Source organism: Streptomyces parvulus (assembly GCF_014648855.1).
Classification (GTDB): domain Bacteria; phylum Actinomycetota; class Actinomycetes; order Streptomycetales; family Streptomycetaceae; genus Streptomyces; species Streptomyces parvulus.
This window is the reverse complement of record NZ_BMRX01000012.1, coordinates 1-15,941: the sequence shown is the minus strand read 5'-3', so window position 1 is coordinate 15,941 and position 15,941 is coordinate 1. Positions and strand designations below refer to the sequence as shown.

Genomic DNA, 15,941 nt, shown 5'->3' with positions numbered 1-15,941 from the left:
GCGAAAACTCGGTGGGCAGTGTCAGTGGTGAACCGTAGGCTCGCTGCTGATGCCCACTACACCCGTTCCCGCCCCGGACCTCGCCGGCGACCGCTCCACCGTGCGCTCCCTGCTGCGGCTGTGGCCGTACGTCCGCCCCGTGCGCGTGCGGCTGGCGACCGCCGCGTGCGTCGCGATCGCCGCCTCCTGCGTGGGGCTGGTGATCCCCCTCGTCCTGAAGTGGATGGTGGACGGCCCGGTCGCCGACCGCGATCCGGGCGGCGTGTGGCTCGGGGCGCTGTACCTGCTGCTCCTCGGGCTCGCGGAGGCGCTGCTGTTCGGGCTGCGGCGGTGGATGGTGGCCCGCCCGCTGGCCGGCGTGGAGGCGGGGATGCGCGCGGACCTCTACCGGCACCTGCAGCGGCTGCCGGTGGCCTTCCACGACCGCTGGGCCTCGGGGCAGTTGCTGTCGCGCGGGACCACCGACCTGATGCTGCTGCGGATGTTCCTCGCCTTCCCGCTGACGTTCCTGCTGGTCAACGGCGTGACGATCCTGGCGGGCGTGGGCATCATGCTGGTCCAGGACTGGACGCTCGGCCTGGTCGTCCTCGGGCCGGCGATCCCCGTGATGCTCACCTGCGTGGTCTTCGAGAAGAAGTACTCCGAGGCGGCGCGCCGGGCGCAGGACCAGGTGGGGGATCTGACGACCGTGGTCGAGGAGAGCGTGCTCGGCATCCGGATCATCAAGGGGTTCGGCCGACACCGCAGTCAGGCACGGGCGTTCCACGAGCTGTCCCACACCCTGCGCGGGACGGAGTTGCGCAAGGCGCGGCTGCTGGCGTCCATCTGGGCCGTGATCGTCGTCCTGCCGGAGGTGGCGATCGGGGCGGCGCTGGTGGTGGGTTCGGTGCGGGTGGCGGACGGGGCGCTGTCGGCGGGGACGCTGGTGGCGTTCCTGTCCACCGCGCTGGCCCTGCGCTGGCCGGTGGAGTCCATCGGCTTCCTGCTGGCGATGAGCCAGGAGGCCGCGACGGCCACGGACCGGTACTTCGAGGTGATGGACGCGCAGGTGGAGTCGCCGGGGGGTGCCTCCCCGGCCGCACCGCTGCCCGCGGCCGGGCGGACCGACGGCCTCCGGTTCGAGAACGTCCGGTTCCGGTACCCCGACGCGGACCCCGGCTCCCCGCCCCTGCTGACCGACGTCGACCTGCACATCCGTCCCGGCGAGTCCATGGCCCTGGTCGGCGCCACCGGCAGCGGCAAGACGACGCTGACGGCGCTCGTCCCGCGCCTGCACGAGGTGACCGCCGGCCGGATCACGCTGGACGGCGAGGACATCACCGCCCTCTCGCGCGACGAACTGCGCTCCATGGTCGCCGTGGCCTTCGAGGAGCCCACCCTCTTCTCGGCCACCGTCGGGGAGAACGTGCTGATGGGTGCGGGCGAGGACGCCGGCGCCGAAGAGCTGGACCGGGCGCTGTCGGTGGCGCAGGCCGGCTTCGCGCACGCGCTCCCCGAGGGCACCGGGACCCAGGTCGGCGAGCAGGGCCTCAGCCTGTCCGGCGGCCAGCGCCAGCGCCTCGCGCTCGCGCGGGCCGTGGTCGGCAGACCGAGGTTCCTCGTCCTGGACGACCCGCTGTCGGCGCTCGACGTGCACACCGAGGCCGCGGTGGAGGCAGCCCTGCGGGACGTCCTGGCGGACACCACCGCGCTGATCGTGGCCCACCGGCCCTCCACGGTGCTGCTCGCCGACCGCGTCGCCCTGCTCTCCGGGGGCCGCATCGCGGCCGTCGGCACCCACCACGAACTGCTGCGCGGCAACGCCGAGTACGCCCATCTGATGTCCGGTCTCGACGGCCACGACGCGCCCGAGGTGCCCGCAGGACTGCGGAAGGAAGAGGTCCGATGACCGCGCCGACGGCCACCGCGCCGGACCGGGAGCAGCCGGAGGGCGGTGACCCGGCCGGGTCCGGGGCCCCTGCCGACGACGGCCTCTTCGACCAGGACGTCCTGCCCAGCCCGCCCGGCGCGACCGGCGCCCTGCTGCGCTCCCTGCTGGCGCCGCTGCGGGCCCGCGTCTCGGTGACCGTGCTCCTCCTGCTGCTCCAGCAGGCGGCGGTGCAGGCCGGTCCGCTGCTGGTGGCGTACGCCATCGACCACGCGGTGCCGGCCCTGCGCGACGACGACCACGGGCCGCTGGTCGCGGTGGGCGCGGGCTTCCTGCTGTGCTCGCTGGCGGCGGGCGGCCTCCAGTACGCGTTCATCGCGGCGGCCGCCCGGGTCAGCCAGGACGTCCTCCTCGACCTGCGCGGGCGGATCTTCCGGCACGCGCAGGCGCTGAGCGTCGACTTCCACGAGCGCTACACCTCGGGGCGACTCATCTCCCGCTCCACCACGGACGTGGAGTCCCTGCGCGAACTGCTCGACGAGGGGCTCCAGGAGCTGGTGACGGTCATCCTCTCCTTCGTCTACATCGCGGCCCTGCTGCTCTGGCTGGACCTCGGCCTCGGCGCGGTCGCGGTGGCCTCGTTCGTGCCGCTGTACGCGCTGGTGCGGCTGTACCGCAGGCGGGCGGCGCGCGTGTACCGGCACCGGTCCACGGCGATCGCGTCGGTGATCGTGAAGTTCGTGGAGACGATGAACGGCATCCGCCCGGTGCGCGCCTTCCGCCGGGAGGCCGCCAACGACGCCGGCTTCGCGGTCCTGAACCGGCGCCACGAGCGGACCAACGGCGACGCGCTCCTGGAGATGGCCCGCTACGTCGTCGGGTCCCGGCTGGTCGCCAACACGGCCGTCGCGGGCATCGTGCTGTGGGGCGCCTACCGGGTCGCGGACGGCACGCTGGCACTCGGTGTGCTGGCGGCGTCGGTGCTCTACCTGCGCCGGCTGTACGACCCGATCGACCGGCTCGGCATGTTCCTCAACTCGTACCAGTCGGCGGCGGCCTCCCTGGAGAAGATCGCCGGACTGCTGGCCCAGACGCCGTCGGTGCCCGAACCGGCCGCGCCGAAGGAGCTGCCCCGGGCGGCCGGCGAACACCCGGGCCGCGAGGTGGTCTTCGACGAGGTCAGCTTCGGCTACCGCACCGGCGGCGAGGTGCTGCCGCGCTTCGCGCTGACCCTCCCGGCCGGGCAGACGGTCGCCGTGGTCGGGTCGACCGGCGCGGGCAAGTCGACGCTGGCCAAGCTGCTCGCCCGGTTCTACGACCCCTCCCACGGGCGGGTCCTGCTCGACGGCGTCGACCTGCGCGACCTGGCCGTGCCCGAGCTGCGGCGGGGGGTGGTGATGGTGACGCAGGAGGCGTTCCTGTTCTCCGGCACGGTCGCCGACAACATCGCGATCGGCCGGCCGGAGGCGACGCGCGAGGAGATCGAGCGGGCCGCGAAGGCGATCGGCGCCCACGACTTCATCGCCGCGCTGCCCGACGGCTACGACACGGACGTCCGCAAGCGCGGTGGCCGCATCTCCGCCGGCCAGCGCCAGCTGGTGGCGTTCGCGCGGGCGTTGCTGGCCGACCCGGCGGTGCTGATCCTCGACGAGGCGACCAGCTCGCTGGACGTCCCGGGCGAGCGGGCGGTGCAGCGGGCGATGACGACCGTGCTCAGCGGCCGTACGGCGGTGGTGATCGCGCACCGGCTCTCCACCGTGGAGATCGCGGACCGGGTGCTGGTCATGGAGCACGGCCGGATCGTGGAGGACGGCGCCCCGGACGAACTGATCGCCGGGACGGGCAGGTTCGCGGACCTGCACCGGGCGTGGCGGGACAGCCTCGCGTGAGGGCGGTCCGGCGCGGGGGACGGCCGTGGTGATCGACGCGTACGCGGATCCCGGCACGCCGGAGCGCCGGGGCGGCTGGCGCTACCTGGCCTGGCTGGTCGGCAGGCAGTGGCCGCGCTGCGCGGCGGGGGCGGTGCTCGCCAGTACCTGGATGGTCCTGCTGGCGGCGACGCCGTACCTGATGGCACGGGCCGTCGACCACGGCCTGGAGCCCGGTGACACGGGCGCGCTGGCGGGCTGGACCGGCGCGCTGGTCGGCGTCGGGGCCCTCAACGCGTGGCTGGGCCTGATGCGGCACCGCGTGATGACCCGGGTACGGATGGACGCCAACTTCCGCACGGTCAAGGTGGTCGTGGGGCACGCCACCCGGCTCGGTGCCGCGCTGCGTCGGCAGGTGGGCGCCGGGGAGGTCGTCACCATCGGCGTGGGCGACGTGCAGACCATCAGCGCCGCGCTGACGGCCGTGGGCCCTGGCGTCGGGGCGGTCGTCGCCTACGCGGTGGTCGGGGCGCTGATGCTGTCGGTGTCGACGCCGCTCGCCCTCGTGGTGCTGATCGGGGTTCCGGTGCTCGCGGTGCTGCTGGGTCCGCTCATGGGGCGCCTCCAGGGCCGGGAGGCGGAGTACCGGGAGGGGCAGTCGGTGCTCACCGCCCGCATCGGCGACCTCGCGGGCGGGCTGCGGGTGCTGAACGGGCTGGGCGGCAAGGGCCTGGTCGCGGACGCCTTCCGGCGCGACTCGGCGCTGCTGCGCGAGCGGGGCTACCGGGTCGGGGCGGTGACGAGCTGGATCCAGGCGCTGGGGGTGGGGCTGCCGGTGCTGTTCCTGGCGCTGGTGACCTGGCTGGGCGCCCGGCAGGCCGTAGGGGGGCACATCAGCGTGGGTGAGCTGGTGTCGGTGTACGGCTACGTGGTCGCGCTGGGCTGGCCGGTGGCGTTCCTGATCGAGATGGGGCACCAGCTCAGCCGGGGCGTGGTGGCCGCCCGCCGCGTCGTCGCCTTCCTGCGTCTGGAGCCCGAGCCGGACACCGGCACCCGCGACGCCCCCGCCGAGCCCTCGGCCCTGCACGACCCGGCCTCCGGGGTACGCGTGCTCCCCGGCCGCCTGACCGCCCTGGCCGGCTCCCGGCCCGCCGACGCGGCCGAGGTCATCGACCGCCTGGGCCGCTACACCCCGTCGGAGGCGACCTGGGGCGAGGTCCCGCTGTCCGCCGTCCCCCTCCCCCAGATCCGGTCCCGCATCCTGGTCGCCGAGGCGGAGGCCGACCTGTTCGCGGGCGCCCTGCGCGACGTAGTAGGCGACCAGGACACGCCGCCCCCGAGGGGCGCGGGCAGTGTCGATTTGCGGCTCCGCCGCGTGGGCGCGACAAGCCACGACGCACCCGCACCCGCCGGGCGGCAAACCGGGGCAGTCTCTGATGCGCACCTCACCCAAGCCATCCACGCGGCCGCCGCCGAAGACATCGTCCGCGCCCTCCCCGACGGACTCGATTCACCGGTCGCGGCCCAGGCCGGCGACCTGTCCGGCGGCCAAAGGCAACGCGTCCGCCTCGCCCGCGCCCTCCTCAGCGCACCGGAGGTGCTGCTCGCCGTGGAGCCGACCTCCGCCCTGGACGCCCACACCGAGGCGACGGTCGCGGCCCGCCTGCGGGAGGCCCGCGCGGGCCGCACGACCGTGGTCGCGTCCACCTCCCCGCTGGTGCTGGACCGCGCCGACACGGTGGTGTTCCTGGTCGACGGCAAGGTGGCCGCCACCGGCGCCCATCGCGACCTGCTCGACACCGAACCGGGGTACCGGGCCCTGGTCGCGAGGGACGACGAAGAGGTGGTCCGATGACGTCCGCGGGACAGCTCCCCGTCGCCGAACGCGCCGAGGTCCGGCGGGCCGCGGCCCGGCTGCTGGGCGAGGACCGCCGCGCCCTGGCCACCGTCCTCGGCCTCAACGCCCTGGCCGCCGCCGCGGGTCTGGCCGGCCCCTGGCTGCTGGGCCGGATCGTCGACGAGGTGCGAGCCGGGGCGGGGGTCGGGGCCGTCGACCGCATGGCTCTCGCCATTCTGCTCTGCTCGCTGGCCCAGCTGCTGCTGGCCCGCTGGGCCCGCTACGTCGGCCACCGCTTCGGGGAGCGGACGCTGGCCCGGGTGCGGGAGCGGTACGTGGAGCGGGCGCTCGCCCTGCCCGCGTCGGTGGTGGAGCGGGCCGGCACCGGCGACCTGACGACCCGGGGCACCGCCGACGTGACGACCGTCGGCACGACGCTGCGCGACGCCGGGCCCGACCTCCTGGTCAACTCGGTGCAGGCGCTGTTCCTCACGGGCGCGGTGTTCGTGCTCGACCCGTTGCTCGGCGCGGTCGGGGTGCTGGGGCTGACGCCGGCCTGGGTCGCGCTGCGCTGGTACCTGCGCCGGGCGCGGGCCGCGTACCTGGCCGAGGGCGCGGCCACCTCGGAGGTGGCGGAGACCCTGGCCGCCACGGTGGCGGGGGCCCGCACGGTCGAGGCGTTCCACCTGGCCGGCCGGCGGGTGGCGGCGAACCGGGAGGCGCTGGAGGTCTCGAAGCGCACCCGGTTGCACACGCTCTTCCTGCGCAGCGTGTTCTTCCCGGCGGTGGACGTCTCCTACGTCCTGCCGGTGGCGGGCGTCCTGCTGTGCGGGGGGTTCCTGCACGCGCACGGGTCGGTGAGCCTCGGGACGGTGGTCTCGTGCGCGGTGTACCTCCAGCAGCTGGCGGGGCCGCTGGACGAGGTGCTGATGCGGACCGAGCAGCTCCAGGCGGGCGCGGCGTCCTTCGCGCGGGTGGAGGGGCTGGCCCGCGCCCCGCGGTCGGCGGAGGACGGGTCGGCGGTGCCGGCGGACGACCGCATCGACGTCCGGGGGGTGCGGTACGCGTACGAGCGGGGCGGCGAGGTGCTGCGCGGCGTGGACCTGACGGTGCGGCCGGGCGAACGGCTGGCGGTCGTCGGTCCGTCGGGCGCCGGGAAGACCACGCTGAGCCGGCTCCTCGCGGGCGTCGACGCGCCGACGGAGGGCTCGGTGACGGTGGGCGGGGTGCCCGTGGTCGCGCTCGGTCCGGAGCGGCTGCGCCGCCAGGTCGTGCTCGTCACCCAGGAGCACCACGTGTTCCTGGGCACGGTCCGGGACAATCTCCTGATCGCCGAACCGGGCGCCGGGGACGGGGAGTTGTGGGCGGCGCTCGCCGCGGTGGGCGCCGAGCCCTGGGTGCGGGAGCTGCCCGGGGGCCTGGACGCCGACCTGGGCGCCAAGGGGCACCGCACGGACGGCTCGCAGGCCCAGCAGCTGGCCCTGGCCCGGGTGGTGCTGGCCGACCCGCACACGCTGATCCTGGACGAGGCCACCGCCCTGCTGGACCCGACGACGGCCCGGCACACCGAGCAGGCGCTCGCCGCGGTGCTGAAGGGCCGTACGGTCATCGCCATCGCGCACCGGCTGCACACCGCGCACGACGCCGACCGGGTGGCCGTGATGGAGGGCGGCCTGCTGACCGAACTGGGCACGCACGAGGAGCTGGTGGCGGCCGGCGGGGCGTACGCGGCGCTGTGGGGTTCCTGGCACGGGGAGCCGTCCGGCCGGGCGGCCGCGGACTGACCGGGCAGTCAGTAGCCGGGCCGCACACGACGGCTCCGTTTATCGAACGTGAACTCCCGGTCAACGAACCATTTCCAGCCAACTTGCTGACGCGCCCCTGACAAGGGGGTCGTCCGCCTGCCACTCTTCCGTCGGTCCCTTCACAGCGCCCCCACAGCTTCCTCACGAGCGCTGTGCGGCGACCAGCTCCCGCACGTGATCTCTGCGTACCGCACAGTTCCGCCCGGCCGGCCACCCGCCGACCGGTCTCCCCTGGCCGCGCACCCCGCGGCCACGCAGAAGGAGTCGGTGTTGAGCAGCAGTTCTCCCCACAGACGCACCTCCCACACCACGTCCCACACCCCCTCCCGCCGGGTCGCGCAGCGGCGCGCCGCCGCCGTCGCGCTGGCCGGTGTCGCCGCGCTGATCGCCACGGCGGTGCAGTCCGGTGCCGCCACCGCCGCGCCCGTCCAGGCCCCCGCACCCGGTGCCGAGTCGGTCACGCTGACCCCGGCCCAGCGCGCCGAGCTGATCCGCGACGCCAACGCCACCAAGGCCGAGACCGCCGGTGACCTGGGCCTGGGTGCCAAGGAGAAGCTGGTCGTCCGCGACGTGGTCAAGGACCGCGACGGCACGCTGCACACCCGCTACGAGCGGACCTACGACGGGCTGCCCGTCCTCGGCGGCGACCTGGTGGTGGCCGGCGACGCCGGGAAGACCGAGCGGGTCGTGAAGGCCACGTCCAAGGCGATCAGGCCGGCCACGGTGACGCCGAAGATATCCGCCGGCAAGGCGGAGCAGCAGGCCGTGTCCGTCGCGAAGGCCGCCGGCGCCGAGGGGGCGGCGGCCGACCGGGCCCCGCGCAAGGTGGTCTGGGCGGCGCAGGGCAACCCGGTGCTGGCGTACGAGACGGTCGTGGGCGGCCTCCAGGAGGACGGCACCCCGAACGAGCTGCACGTGATCACCGACGCCGCCACCGGCGCCAAGCTCTTCGAGTACCAGGCGATCCACAACGGCACCGGCAACACCATGTACAGCGGCACGGTGACGCTGGGCACCGCGCAGTCCGGGTCGTCGTACACGCTGACCGACACCACGCGCGGCAACCACAAGACGTACAACCTGAACCGCGGCACCTCCGGCACCGGGACGCTCTTCAGCGGTCCCGACGACGTCTGGGGCAACGGCCAGGCCTCCAACGCCGAGACCGCCGGCGCCGACGCCCACTACGGGGCCGCGCTGACCTGGGACTACTACAAGAACGTCCACGGCAGGTCCGGCATCCGCGGCGACGGGGTGGGCGCCTACTCGCGCGTCCACTACGGCAACAACTACGTCAACGCCTTCTGGTCGGACAGCTGCTTCTGCATGACGTACGGCGACGGTTCCGGCAACGCCAACCCGCTGACGTCCATCGACGTGGCCGCCCACGAGATGACGCACGGCGTCACCTCCAACACCGCGGGCCTGGTCTACAGCGGCGAGTCCGGCGGGCTCAACGAGGCCACCTCCGACATCTTCGGCGCGGCCGTCGAGTTCCACGCGAACAACTCCAGCGACGTCGGTGACTACCTCATCGGCGAGGAGATCGACATCAACGGCGACGGCACGCCGCTGCGCTACATGGACAAGCCGAGCAAGGACGGCGCGTCCAAGGACGCCTGGTACTCGGGCATCGGCAGCATCGACGTCCACTACTCCTCGGGCCCCGCCAACCACTTCTTCTACCTGCTGAGCGAGGGCAGCGGCACCAAGACCATCAACGGTGTCAGCTACGACTCGCCCACCTCGGACGGCCTCCCGGTCACCGGCATCGGCCGCGACAAGGCGGCGAAGATCTGGTTCCGCGCGCTGACCACGAAGTTCACCTCGAACACCAACTACGCGGCGGCGCGCACCGGCACCCTCGCGGCCGCCGGTGAGCTGTACGGCACGGACAGCACCGAGTACAAGCGGGTGCAGGACGCCTGGGCCGGCATCAACGTCGGCGCCCGCTCCGGCGGCGGCGGTGGCGGCACCTCCTTCGAGAACGCCGCCGACGTGGCGATCCCGGACAACGGCGCGGCGGTCACCTCGTCGGTCACCGTGACGGGCCGGGCGGGCAACGCGCCGGCCAACCTCCAGGCCGCGGTGGACATCGTGCACACCTACCGCGGTGACCTGGTGGTCGACCTGCTGGCCCCGGACGGGACGGCGTACCGCCTGAAGAACTCCAGCTCCTCCGACTCGGCGGACAACGTGAACCAGACGTACACGGTGAACGCCTCCTCGGAGACCGCCAACGGCACCTGGAAGCTGCGCGTCCAGGACGTGGCGGCCCGCGACACCGGCTACATCAACTCCTTCAAGCTCACCTTCCCGTAGGCCCGTACGCGGGTCCCCACGGTCAGGGCGCCGTCCCGGTGGTTCGAATCCCCCGGGGCGGCGCCCTCCCCATGTCCGCGCTTTTTTGCCAAGGCCATACGTCCCGAGGGTTTGCGCTTTGCCGAGGTCACACGGGTTCACACACCCGCAACATTCACCCGGCCGTCAACTTTCGGCCAACATCATTCGACCCCCCTGACATGTACGCGCCCTCGGTGTCAGTCTTCGGTGATCCGCCGCACAACTTCGCAGCCAACTCCGGCCGGACCCCACGCCGACCGGACCCCCACCGAAGGAGTCTGTGTGTCCCCCCACATCGCGCGCCACAAGCGCACCACCCTCGCCCTCGCCACCGCGGTCGCCGCCGGCGCCCTGCTCAGCACCGCCCTGGGCGCGGGCAGCGCCACCGCGAGCCCCGCCCTGCCGGGCGCCCCCCTCCTGCTGTCGGACACCGCCCGCACCGCGCTCATCCAGGAGCAGCAGGCCGGCGCGGCCGGCACCGCGCGCGAGATAGGCCTCGGCGCCAAGGAGAAGCTGGTCGTCAAGGACGTGGTCAAGGACCGCGACGGCACCGTGCACACCCGCTACGAGCGCACCTACGACGGACTGCCCGTCCTCGGCGGTGACCTCGTCGTGCACCGCTCCGAGTCCGGCGCGGCCGAGGGCGTGACCAGAGCGACGAAGGCCGCCGTCGAGGTCGCCACCGTGACGCCGAAGGTCGACGCGGCCAGGGCCGAGGCCCAGGCGCTGTCCGCGGCCGAGGACGCCGGGTCGTCGAAGGCGGCGGCCGACTCGGCGCCCCGCAAGGTGGTCTGGGCGGCCACCGGCAAGCCGGTCCTCGCCTACGAGACCGTGGTCGGCGGCCTCCAGGACGACGGCACCCCGAACGAGCTGCACGTGATCACCGACGCCGCCACCGGCGCCAAGCTGTACGAGTACCAGGGCATCGAGACCGGCTCCGGCAAGAGCCTGTACTCGGGCGAGGTGACCCTCGGCACCACCAAGTCGGGCTCGTCCTACGAACTGCACGACACCGGGCGCGGCGGCCACAAGACGTACAACCTGGCCCGCTCGACCTCCGGCACCGGCACCCTGTTCACCGACGCGGACGACGCGTGGGGCACCGGCACCGCCTCCGCCGACGCCCAGGACCAGACCGCCGCCGTGGACGCCGCCTACGGCGCGCAGACCACGTGGGACTTCTACAAGGACACCTTCGGGCGCAGCGGCATCAAGAACGACGGCAAGGCCGCCTACTCCCGCGTCCACTACGGCAGCAACTACGTCAACGCCTTCTGGTCCGACGCCTGCTTCTGCATGACCTACGGCGACGGCACGGGCAACACCAACCCGCTCACCTCGCTGGACGTCGCCGGGCACGAGATGAGCCACGGCGTCACCTCCAACACCGCGGGCCTCAACTACAGCGGCGAGTCCGGCGGCCTCAACGAGGCGACCAGCGACATCTTCGGCACCGGTGTCGAGTACTTCGCGAACAGCTCCGCCGACAAGGGCGACTACCTCATCGGCGAGAAGATCGACATCAACGGCGACGGCACCCCGCTGCGCTACATGGACAAGCCCAGCAAGGACGGCGCGTCCAAGGACTACTGGTCATCCGGCCTCGGCGGCGTCGACGTGCACTACTCCTCGGGCCCGGCCAACCACTTCTTCTTCCTGCTCGCCGAGGGCAGCGGGGCGCGCACGGTCGACGGGGTGCAGTACGACTCCCCGACCTCCGACGGCTCCACCGTCACCGGCATCGGCCGCGAGAAGGCGCTGCAGATCTGGTACAAGGCGCTGACCACGTACATGACGTCCACGACGAACTACAAGGCGGCCCGCACGGCCACCCTGAGCGCGGCGTCGGACCTCTACGGCGCGGACAGCACCGAGTACAAGACGGTGGGCGCGGCCTGGACCGCGATCAACGTGGCCTGACGGACCCCAACACGCGGCGGACGGCACCCGGGACCAGCGGTTCCCGGGTGCCGTCCTAGTCTTGGTGCCCATGTCCTTCACGTACGACGACGTCGGCGCGACCCGCGAGCAGGGCCACTGCCCGCCCGGCTTCCGCCTCATGCACGTACGCACCCGCCTCGGTGAGGGCGAACCGGTGTTCCAGCGGGCCGTCGAGGCGGTGCTCACCTGGGAGATGCACCGGGAGATGGGCGTCGGCATCGAGGCGAGCGCGGAACGGGCCGCGCCCGGCGTCGACGTCACCGTCACCCTCGCCGGGATGATCAAGGCGCCCTGCCGGGTGGTGTGGACGCTGGACGAACCCCGCCGGGCCGGCTGGGCCTACGGCACGCTGCCCGGCCACCCCGAGTCCGGCGAGGAGGCCTTCGTGGTGGACCGCACGGGTGACGGCACCGTGTGGCTGACCGTGAGCGCCTTCAGCCGCCCCGCCAAGTGGTACGCCAAGGCCGGCGGTCCGGCCGCCCGGGCCTTCCAGCACGCCTACGCCCGCCGGTGCGGCACCGTGCTGCGACGGCTGAGCGGCGGCGACGAGGAGGGCTGAACGCCCGCCCCGGCCGCCGCCGCCCGAGCGTCGTGCCGTCGTGCCGTCGTGCCGTCGTGCCGTCGTGCCGTCGTGCCGTCAGACCGGCGGGCCGGCGGGCCGGCGGCCCGGCGGGGCTCACCGCATCAGCAGCCCCGCCGCCTGGGCCAGGTCGTCGGAGGGCACGGCCACGAGCCCCGGCTCCGCGCCGGACGCCAGCAGCCGGTGCGCCGGCAGCACGCGGACCGTGTAGCCGAAGGGGCCGGTCCGGTCCAGCGCCAGCGGGCCCTCGTACACCCAGCGGCCCTCCAGGTCGGGGCCGCCGACGGGCTTCAGCGGCACCTTGGACGCGTCGGTGATCCGGTCCTCGGAGTCCACCCGCCCGGAGACCGCCTGCACCTCCACGTCCTCCGGCGCCAGCTCGCCCAGCTTCACCCGCACCCGCAGCCCGAGCGTCGAGCCCAGCTCCGCCAGCGCGCTGCCGGTGCTGGTCTCCACGTGGTCGACGCTCACCCCGGACCAGGCCGACCGCACCCGGGCCTTCCACTCCGCGAGGCCGCGGGCGGAGTCCGGGTCCATCGCGCGGTGGGCCTCGGCGGCCGGCGCGTAGAGCCGCTCGACGTACTCGCGGACCATGCGGCCGGCCAGCACCTTCGGCCCCAGCAGACTGAGGGTCTTGCGGACCATCTCGATCCACCGGTCGGGCAGCCCGCTCGCCGCCCGCTCGTAGAAGCGGGGGGTCACCCGCTGCTCCAGCAGGTCGTAGAGGGCGGCGGCCTCTATGGCGTCGCGCCGGTCCGGGTCGGTTCCCGGGCCGTCGGCGGTGGGGATCGCCCAGCCGAAGTCGGGCTGGAACCACTCGTCCCACCAGCCGTCGAGGACCGACAGGTTGAGGCAGCCGTTGAGCGCCGCCTTCATGCCGGAGGTGCCGCACGCCTCCAGCGGCCGCAGGGGGTTGTTCAGCCAGATGTCGCAGCCCGGGTAGAGCTTCTGCGCCATCGCCATGCCGTAGTCGGGCAGGAAGACGATGCGGTGCCGCACCCGCGGGTCGTCCGCGAACCTGACCAGCTCCTGGACCAGCCGCTTGCCGCCGTCGTCCGCCGGGTGCGCCTTGCCCGCGACGACGATCTGGATCGGCCGCTCGGGGTGCAGCAGCAGGTCCATCAGCCGGTCCCGGTCACGCAGCATCAGCGTCAGCCGCTTGTACGAGGGCACGCGGCGGGCGAAGCCGATGGTGAGCACGTCCGGGTCGAGGACGTCGTCGATCCAGCCCAGCTCGGCGGTGCCGGCCCCGCGCTGCCGCCACGAGGCGCGCAGCCGCTCCCGCACCTCCTCGACCAGCTGCTCGCGCAGCGTGCGGCGCAGCTCCCAGATGTCCTGGTCGGGGATGTCGGCGACCGAGTCCCAGCGGTCCGAGCCGCCGACGGCCAGGGCGTCCTCGGCACGCCGGTCCCCGATCTGCCGGGCGCCCAGCCGGAACACCTCGGGCGCGACCCAGGTCGGGGCGTGCACGCCGTTGGTGACGGAGGTGATCGGCACCTCCTCGGCGTCGAAGCCCGGCCACAGTCCGGCGAACATGCCCCGGCTGACCCCGCCGTGCAGCAGGGAGACGCCGTTGGCGCGCTGGGCCAGCCTGAGGCCCATCACGGCCATGTTGAACAGGTTGGGTTCGCCGCCCGGGTAGGTCTCAATGCCGAGCCTGAGGACCCGCTCGACGTCGATGCGCGGCAGCTCGGCGTCGGGGCCGAAGTGGCGGGCGACCAGCTCGCGGTCGAAGCGGTCGATGCCGGCCGGCACGGGGGTGTGGGTGGTGAACACGGTCCCGGCCCGCACCGCCTCCAGCGCCGAGCCGAACTCCAGCCCCTCGTCGCAGAGTTCGGCGATGCGCTCCAGGCCGAGGAAGCCGGCGTGGCCCTCGTTGGTGTGGAACACCTCGGGCGCGGCGTGGCCGGTGAGCCGGCAGTACGTGCGCACCGCCCGGACACCTCCTATGCCGAGCAGCATCTCCTGGAGCAGCCGGTGCTCGCTGCCGCCGCCGTAGAGCCGGTCGGTGACGCCGCGTTCGCCGAGGTCGTTCTCCTCGACGTCCGAGTCGAGCAGCAGCAGCGGCACCCGGCCGACCTGGGCCAGCCAGATCCGGGCCCGCAGCTCCCGGCCGCCGGGCAGCGCGAGGGCCACGTGGGCGGGGGTGCCGTCGGTCTCCTTCAGGAGGACGAGCGGCAGCTCGTGGGGGTCGAGGACGGGGTAGTGCTCCTGCTGCCAGCCGTCCCTGGACAGGGACTGCCGGAAGTAGCCGTGCCGGTAGAGCAGGCCCACGCCGACGAGGGGCACGCCCAGGTCACTGGCGGCCTTGAGGTGGTCGCCGGCCAGGATGCCGAGTCCCCCGGAGTACTGGGGCAGGGCGGCGGTGATGCCGAACTCGGGCGAGAAGTAGGCGACGGCGGCGGGCAGTCGGCCCGACTGGGCCTGGTACCAGCGGTCGCCGGTCAGGTAGTGGTCGAGGTCGTCGGCCACCGCGGTCAGCCGGCTCAGGAAGGGCCGGTCCTCGGCCAGCTCCGCGAGGCGCGCGGGCGGCACGGTGCCGAGCAGTCTCACCGGGTCGCGGCCGGACGAGGCCCAGCACGCGGGGTCGACGGACTGGAAGAGGTCACGGGTCTCCGGGTGCCAGGACCAGCGCAGATTGCGGGCCAGGTCACTGAGCGGCCGGAGGGGGTCGGGGAGAACGGGACGGACGGTCAGTCGACGGATCGCCTTCACCCCCACGACGTTACCGGGGTGATGTGTCCCGTGCCGGGGGCTTCGCCCGCGGGACTCCGATTCGGCCTGAACGGCCGTGTCCGCAAACGCCGGACGGGCTAATGCCCACGGGCGGGGCGATATGGCCGGATCTCCTCCCTGCGGACTTCTTGTGGCACGTCACCCGGGCGCGAAAGGCTGCACATGTCGCGAAGGCGCTGATTGCGGCAACGGCATCCGGGAAGGCGTTGGGACAGGCCCGTCGTGTGTGTCGACATACGCGCGAGTAGTTAACAAAGTGCCGGATTGCCCACCAGAAGAGTGTGGGAAGGCTCCTGCGGTACGCCCCGCACGCACCCGCAGGACCCACCTCCCCAAGAGTCATCCGCCCACCCACGTTGACGCGGACAGGAGCGGTCATGCCCGCCACGCACCACTCGTCAGCAGCCCAGCCGGACGGCACCACCAGCGCCGGGGACACGGCCGTCGGACGCATCCCCGTCCTGGACGTCCGCCCGGTCGTCCAGCAGGGGCGCCGGCCCGCCAAGGCCGTCACCGGCGAGTCCTTCGAGGTCTCCGCCACCGTGTTCCGGGAGGGGCACGACGCGGTCGCCGCCAACGTCGTCCTGAGAGATCCACGCGGCCGCCCGGGCCCCTGGACACCGATGCGGGAACTGGCGCCGGGCACGGACCGCTGGGGTGCCACCGTCACCGCCGGCGAGCCCGGGACCTGGTCGTTCACGGTGGAGGCGTGGGGCGACCCGGTCTCCACCTGGCGGCACCACGCCCGGATCAAGATCCCGGCCGGGATGGACACCGACCTGGTCCTCGACGAGGGCGTCCGCCTCTACGAGCGCGCGGCGGCCGACGTGCCCGGGTCCGGGGACCGGCGGATCCTGCTGGCGGCCGTGGAGGCGATGCGCGACGAGACCCGGCCCGCCGCGGCCCGGCTGGCGGCGGCGCTGACGCCGGAGGTGGACGCGGTCCTGGCCCGGCATCCGCTGCG

9 protein-coding genes are annotated in these 15,941 nt (G+C 73.7%); 8 read left to right on the top strand and 1 reads right to left on the bottom strand.

What is annotated here, in order from left to right:
• Positions 1 to 49: 49 nt before the first annotated feature.
• From IE108_RS23780 to IE108_RS23750, 7 genes are all read left to right on the top strand, one after another.
• Positions 50 to 1,888 (top strand): ABC transporter ATP-binding protein, encoded by a 1,839-nt coding sequence (locus tag IE108_RS23780; protein ID WP_064729924.1) that lies wholly within the window; start codon positions 50 to 52, stop codon positions 1,886 to 1,888.
• Positions 1,885 to 3,756, top strand: a complete 1,872-nt coding sequence (locus tag IE108_RS23775; protein ID WP_064729923.1) for an ABC transporter ATP-binding protein — start codon at positions 1,885 to 1,887, stop codon at positions 3,754 to 3,756. Before IE108_RS23780 ends, IE108_RS23775 begins: the two co-directional genes overlap by 4 nt.
• A gap of 28 nt (positions 3,757 to 3,784) precedes the next feature.
• A complete protein-coding gene (locus IE108_RS23770) occupies positions 3,785 to 5,590 on the top strand; it encodes an ABC transporter ATP-binding protein (protein WP_189397763.1) in 1,806 nt (601 codons plus the stop codon).
• Entirely contained in the window at positions 5,587 to 7,356 is a 1,770-nt protein-coding gene (locus IE108_RS23765) for an ABC transporter ATP-binding protein (protein WP_064729921.1), read from the top strand. Before IE108_RS23770 ends, IE108_RS23765 begins: the two co-directional genes overlap by 4 nt.
• A gap of 291 nt (positions 7,357 to 7,647) precedes the next feature.
• Positions 7,648 to 9,699, top strand: a complete 2,052-nt coding sequence (locus IE108_RS23760) for a M4 family metallopeptidase (RefSeq protein ID WP_064729920.1) — start codon at positions 7,648 to 7,650, stop codon at positions 9,697 to 9,699.
• Positions 9,700 to 10,002: 303 nt separating this feature from the next.
• Positions 10,003 to 11,640 (top strand): M4 family metallopeptidase, encoded by a 1,638-nt coding sequence (locus IE108_RS23755; RefSeq protein WP_064729919.1) that lies wholly within the window; start codon positions 10,003 to 10,005, stop codon positions 11,638 to 11,640.
• A 70-nt stretch (positions 11,641 to 11,710) separates the two neighbouring features.
• Positions 11,711 to 12,220: a DUF1990 domain-containing protein gene (locus IE108_RS23750; protein ID WP_064729918.1), complete on the top strand. Its 510-nt coding sequence runs from the start codon at positions 11,711 to 11,713 to the stop codon at positions 12,218 to 12,220.
• Positions 12,221 to 12,337: 117 nt separating this feature from the next.
• On the opposite strand, the gene IE108_RS23745 is transcribed toward IE108_RS23750, so the two are convergent.
• On the bottom strand, positions 12,338 to 14,956 hold the full coding sequence (locus IE108_RS23745) for a glycosyltransferase family 1 protein (protein WP_064731974.1): 2,619 nt from the start codon (positions 14,954 to 14,956) through the stop codon (positions 12,338 to 12,340).
• A 398-nt stretch (positions 14,957 to 15,354) separates the two neighbouring features.
• On the opposite strand from IE108_RS23745, the gene IE108_RS23740 reads away from it, so the two are divergent.
• On the top strand, positions 15,355 to 15,941 hold a 587-nt coding region (locus IE108_RS23740; protein WP_189397759.1), incomplete at its 3' end, for a maltotransferase domain-containing protein.

Bases quoted from the DNA above. Each gene is read 5' to 3' on its own strand.
- IE108_RS23765 (WP_064729921.1), top strand. From the start codon at position 5,587: ATGACGTCCGCGGGACAGCTCCCCGTCGCCGAACGCGCCGAGGTCCGG.
- IE108_RS23775 (WP_064729923.1), top strand. From the start codon at position 1,885: ATGACCGCGCCGACGGCCACCGCGCCGGACCGGGAGCAGCCGGAGGGC.
- IE108_RS23750 (WP_064729918.1), top strand. From the start codon at position 11,711: ATGTCCTTCACGTACGACGACGTCGGCGCGACCCGCGAGCAGGGCCAC.
- IE108_RS23780 (WP_064729924.1), top strand. From the start codon at position 50: ATGCCCACTACACCCGTTCCCGCCCCGGACCTCGCCGGCGACCGCTCC.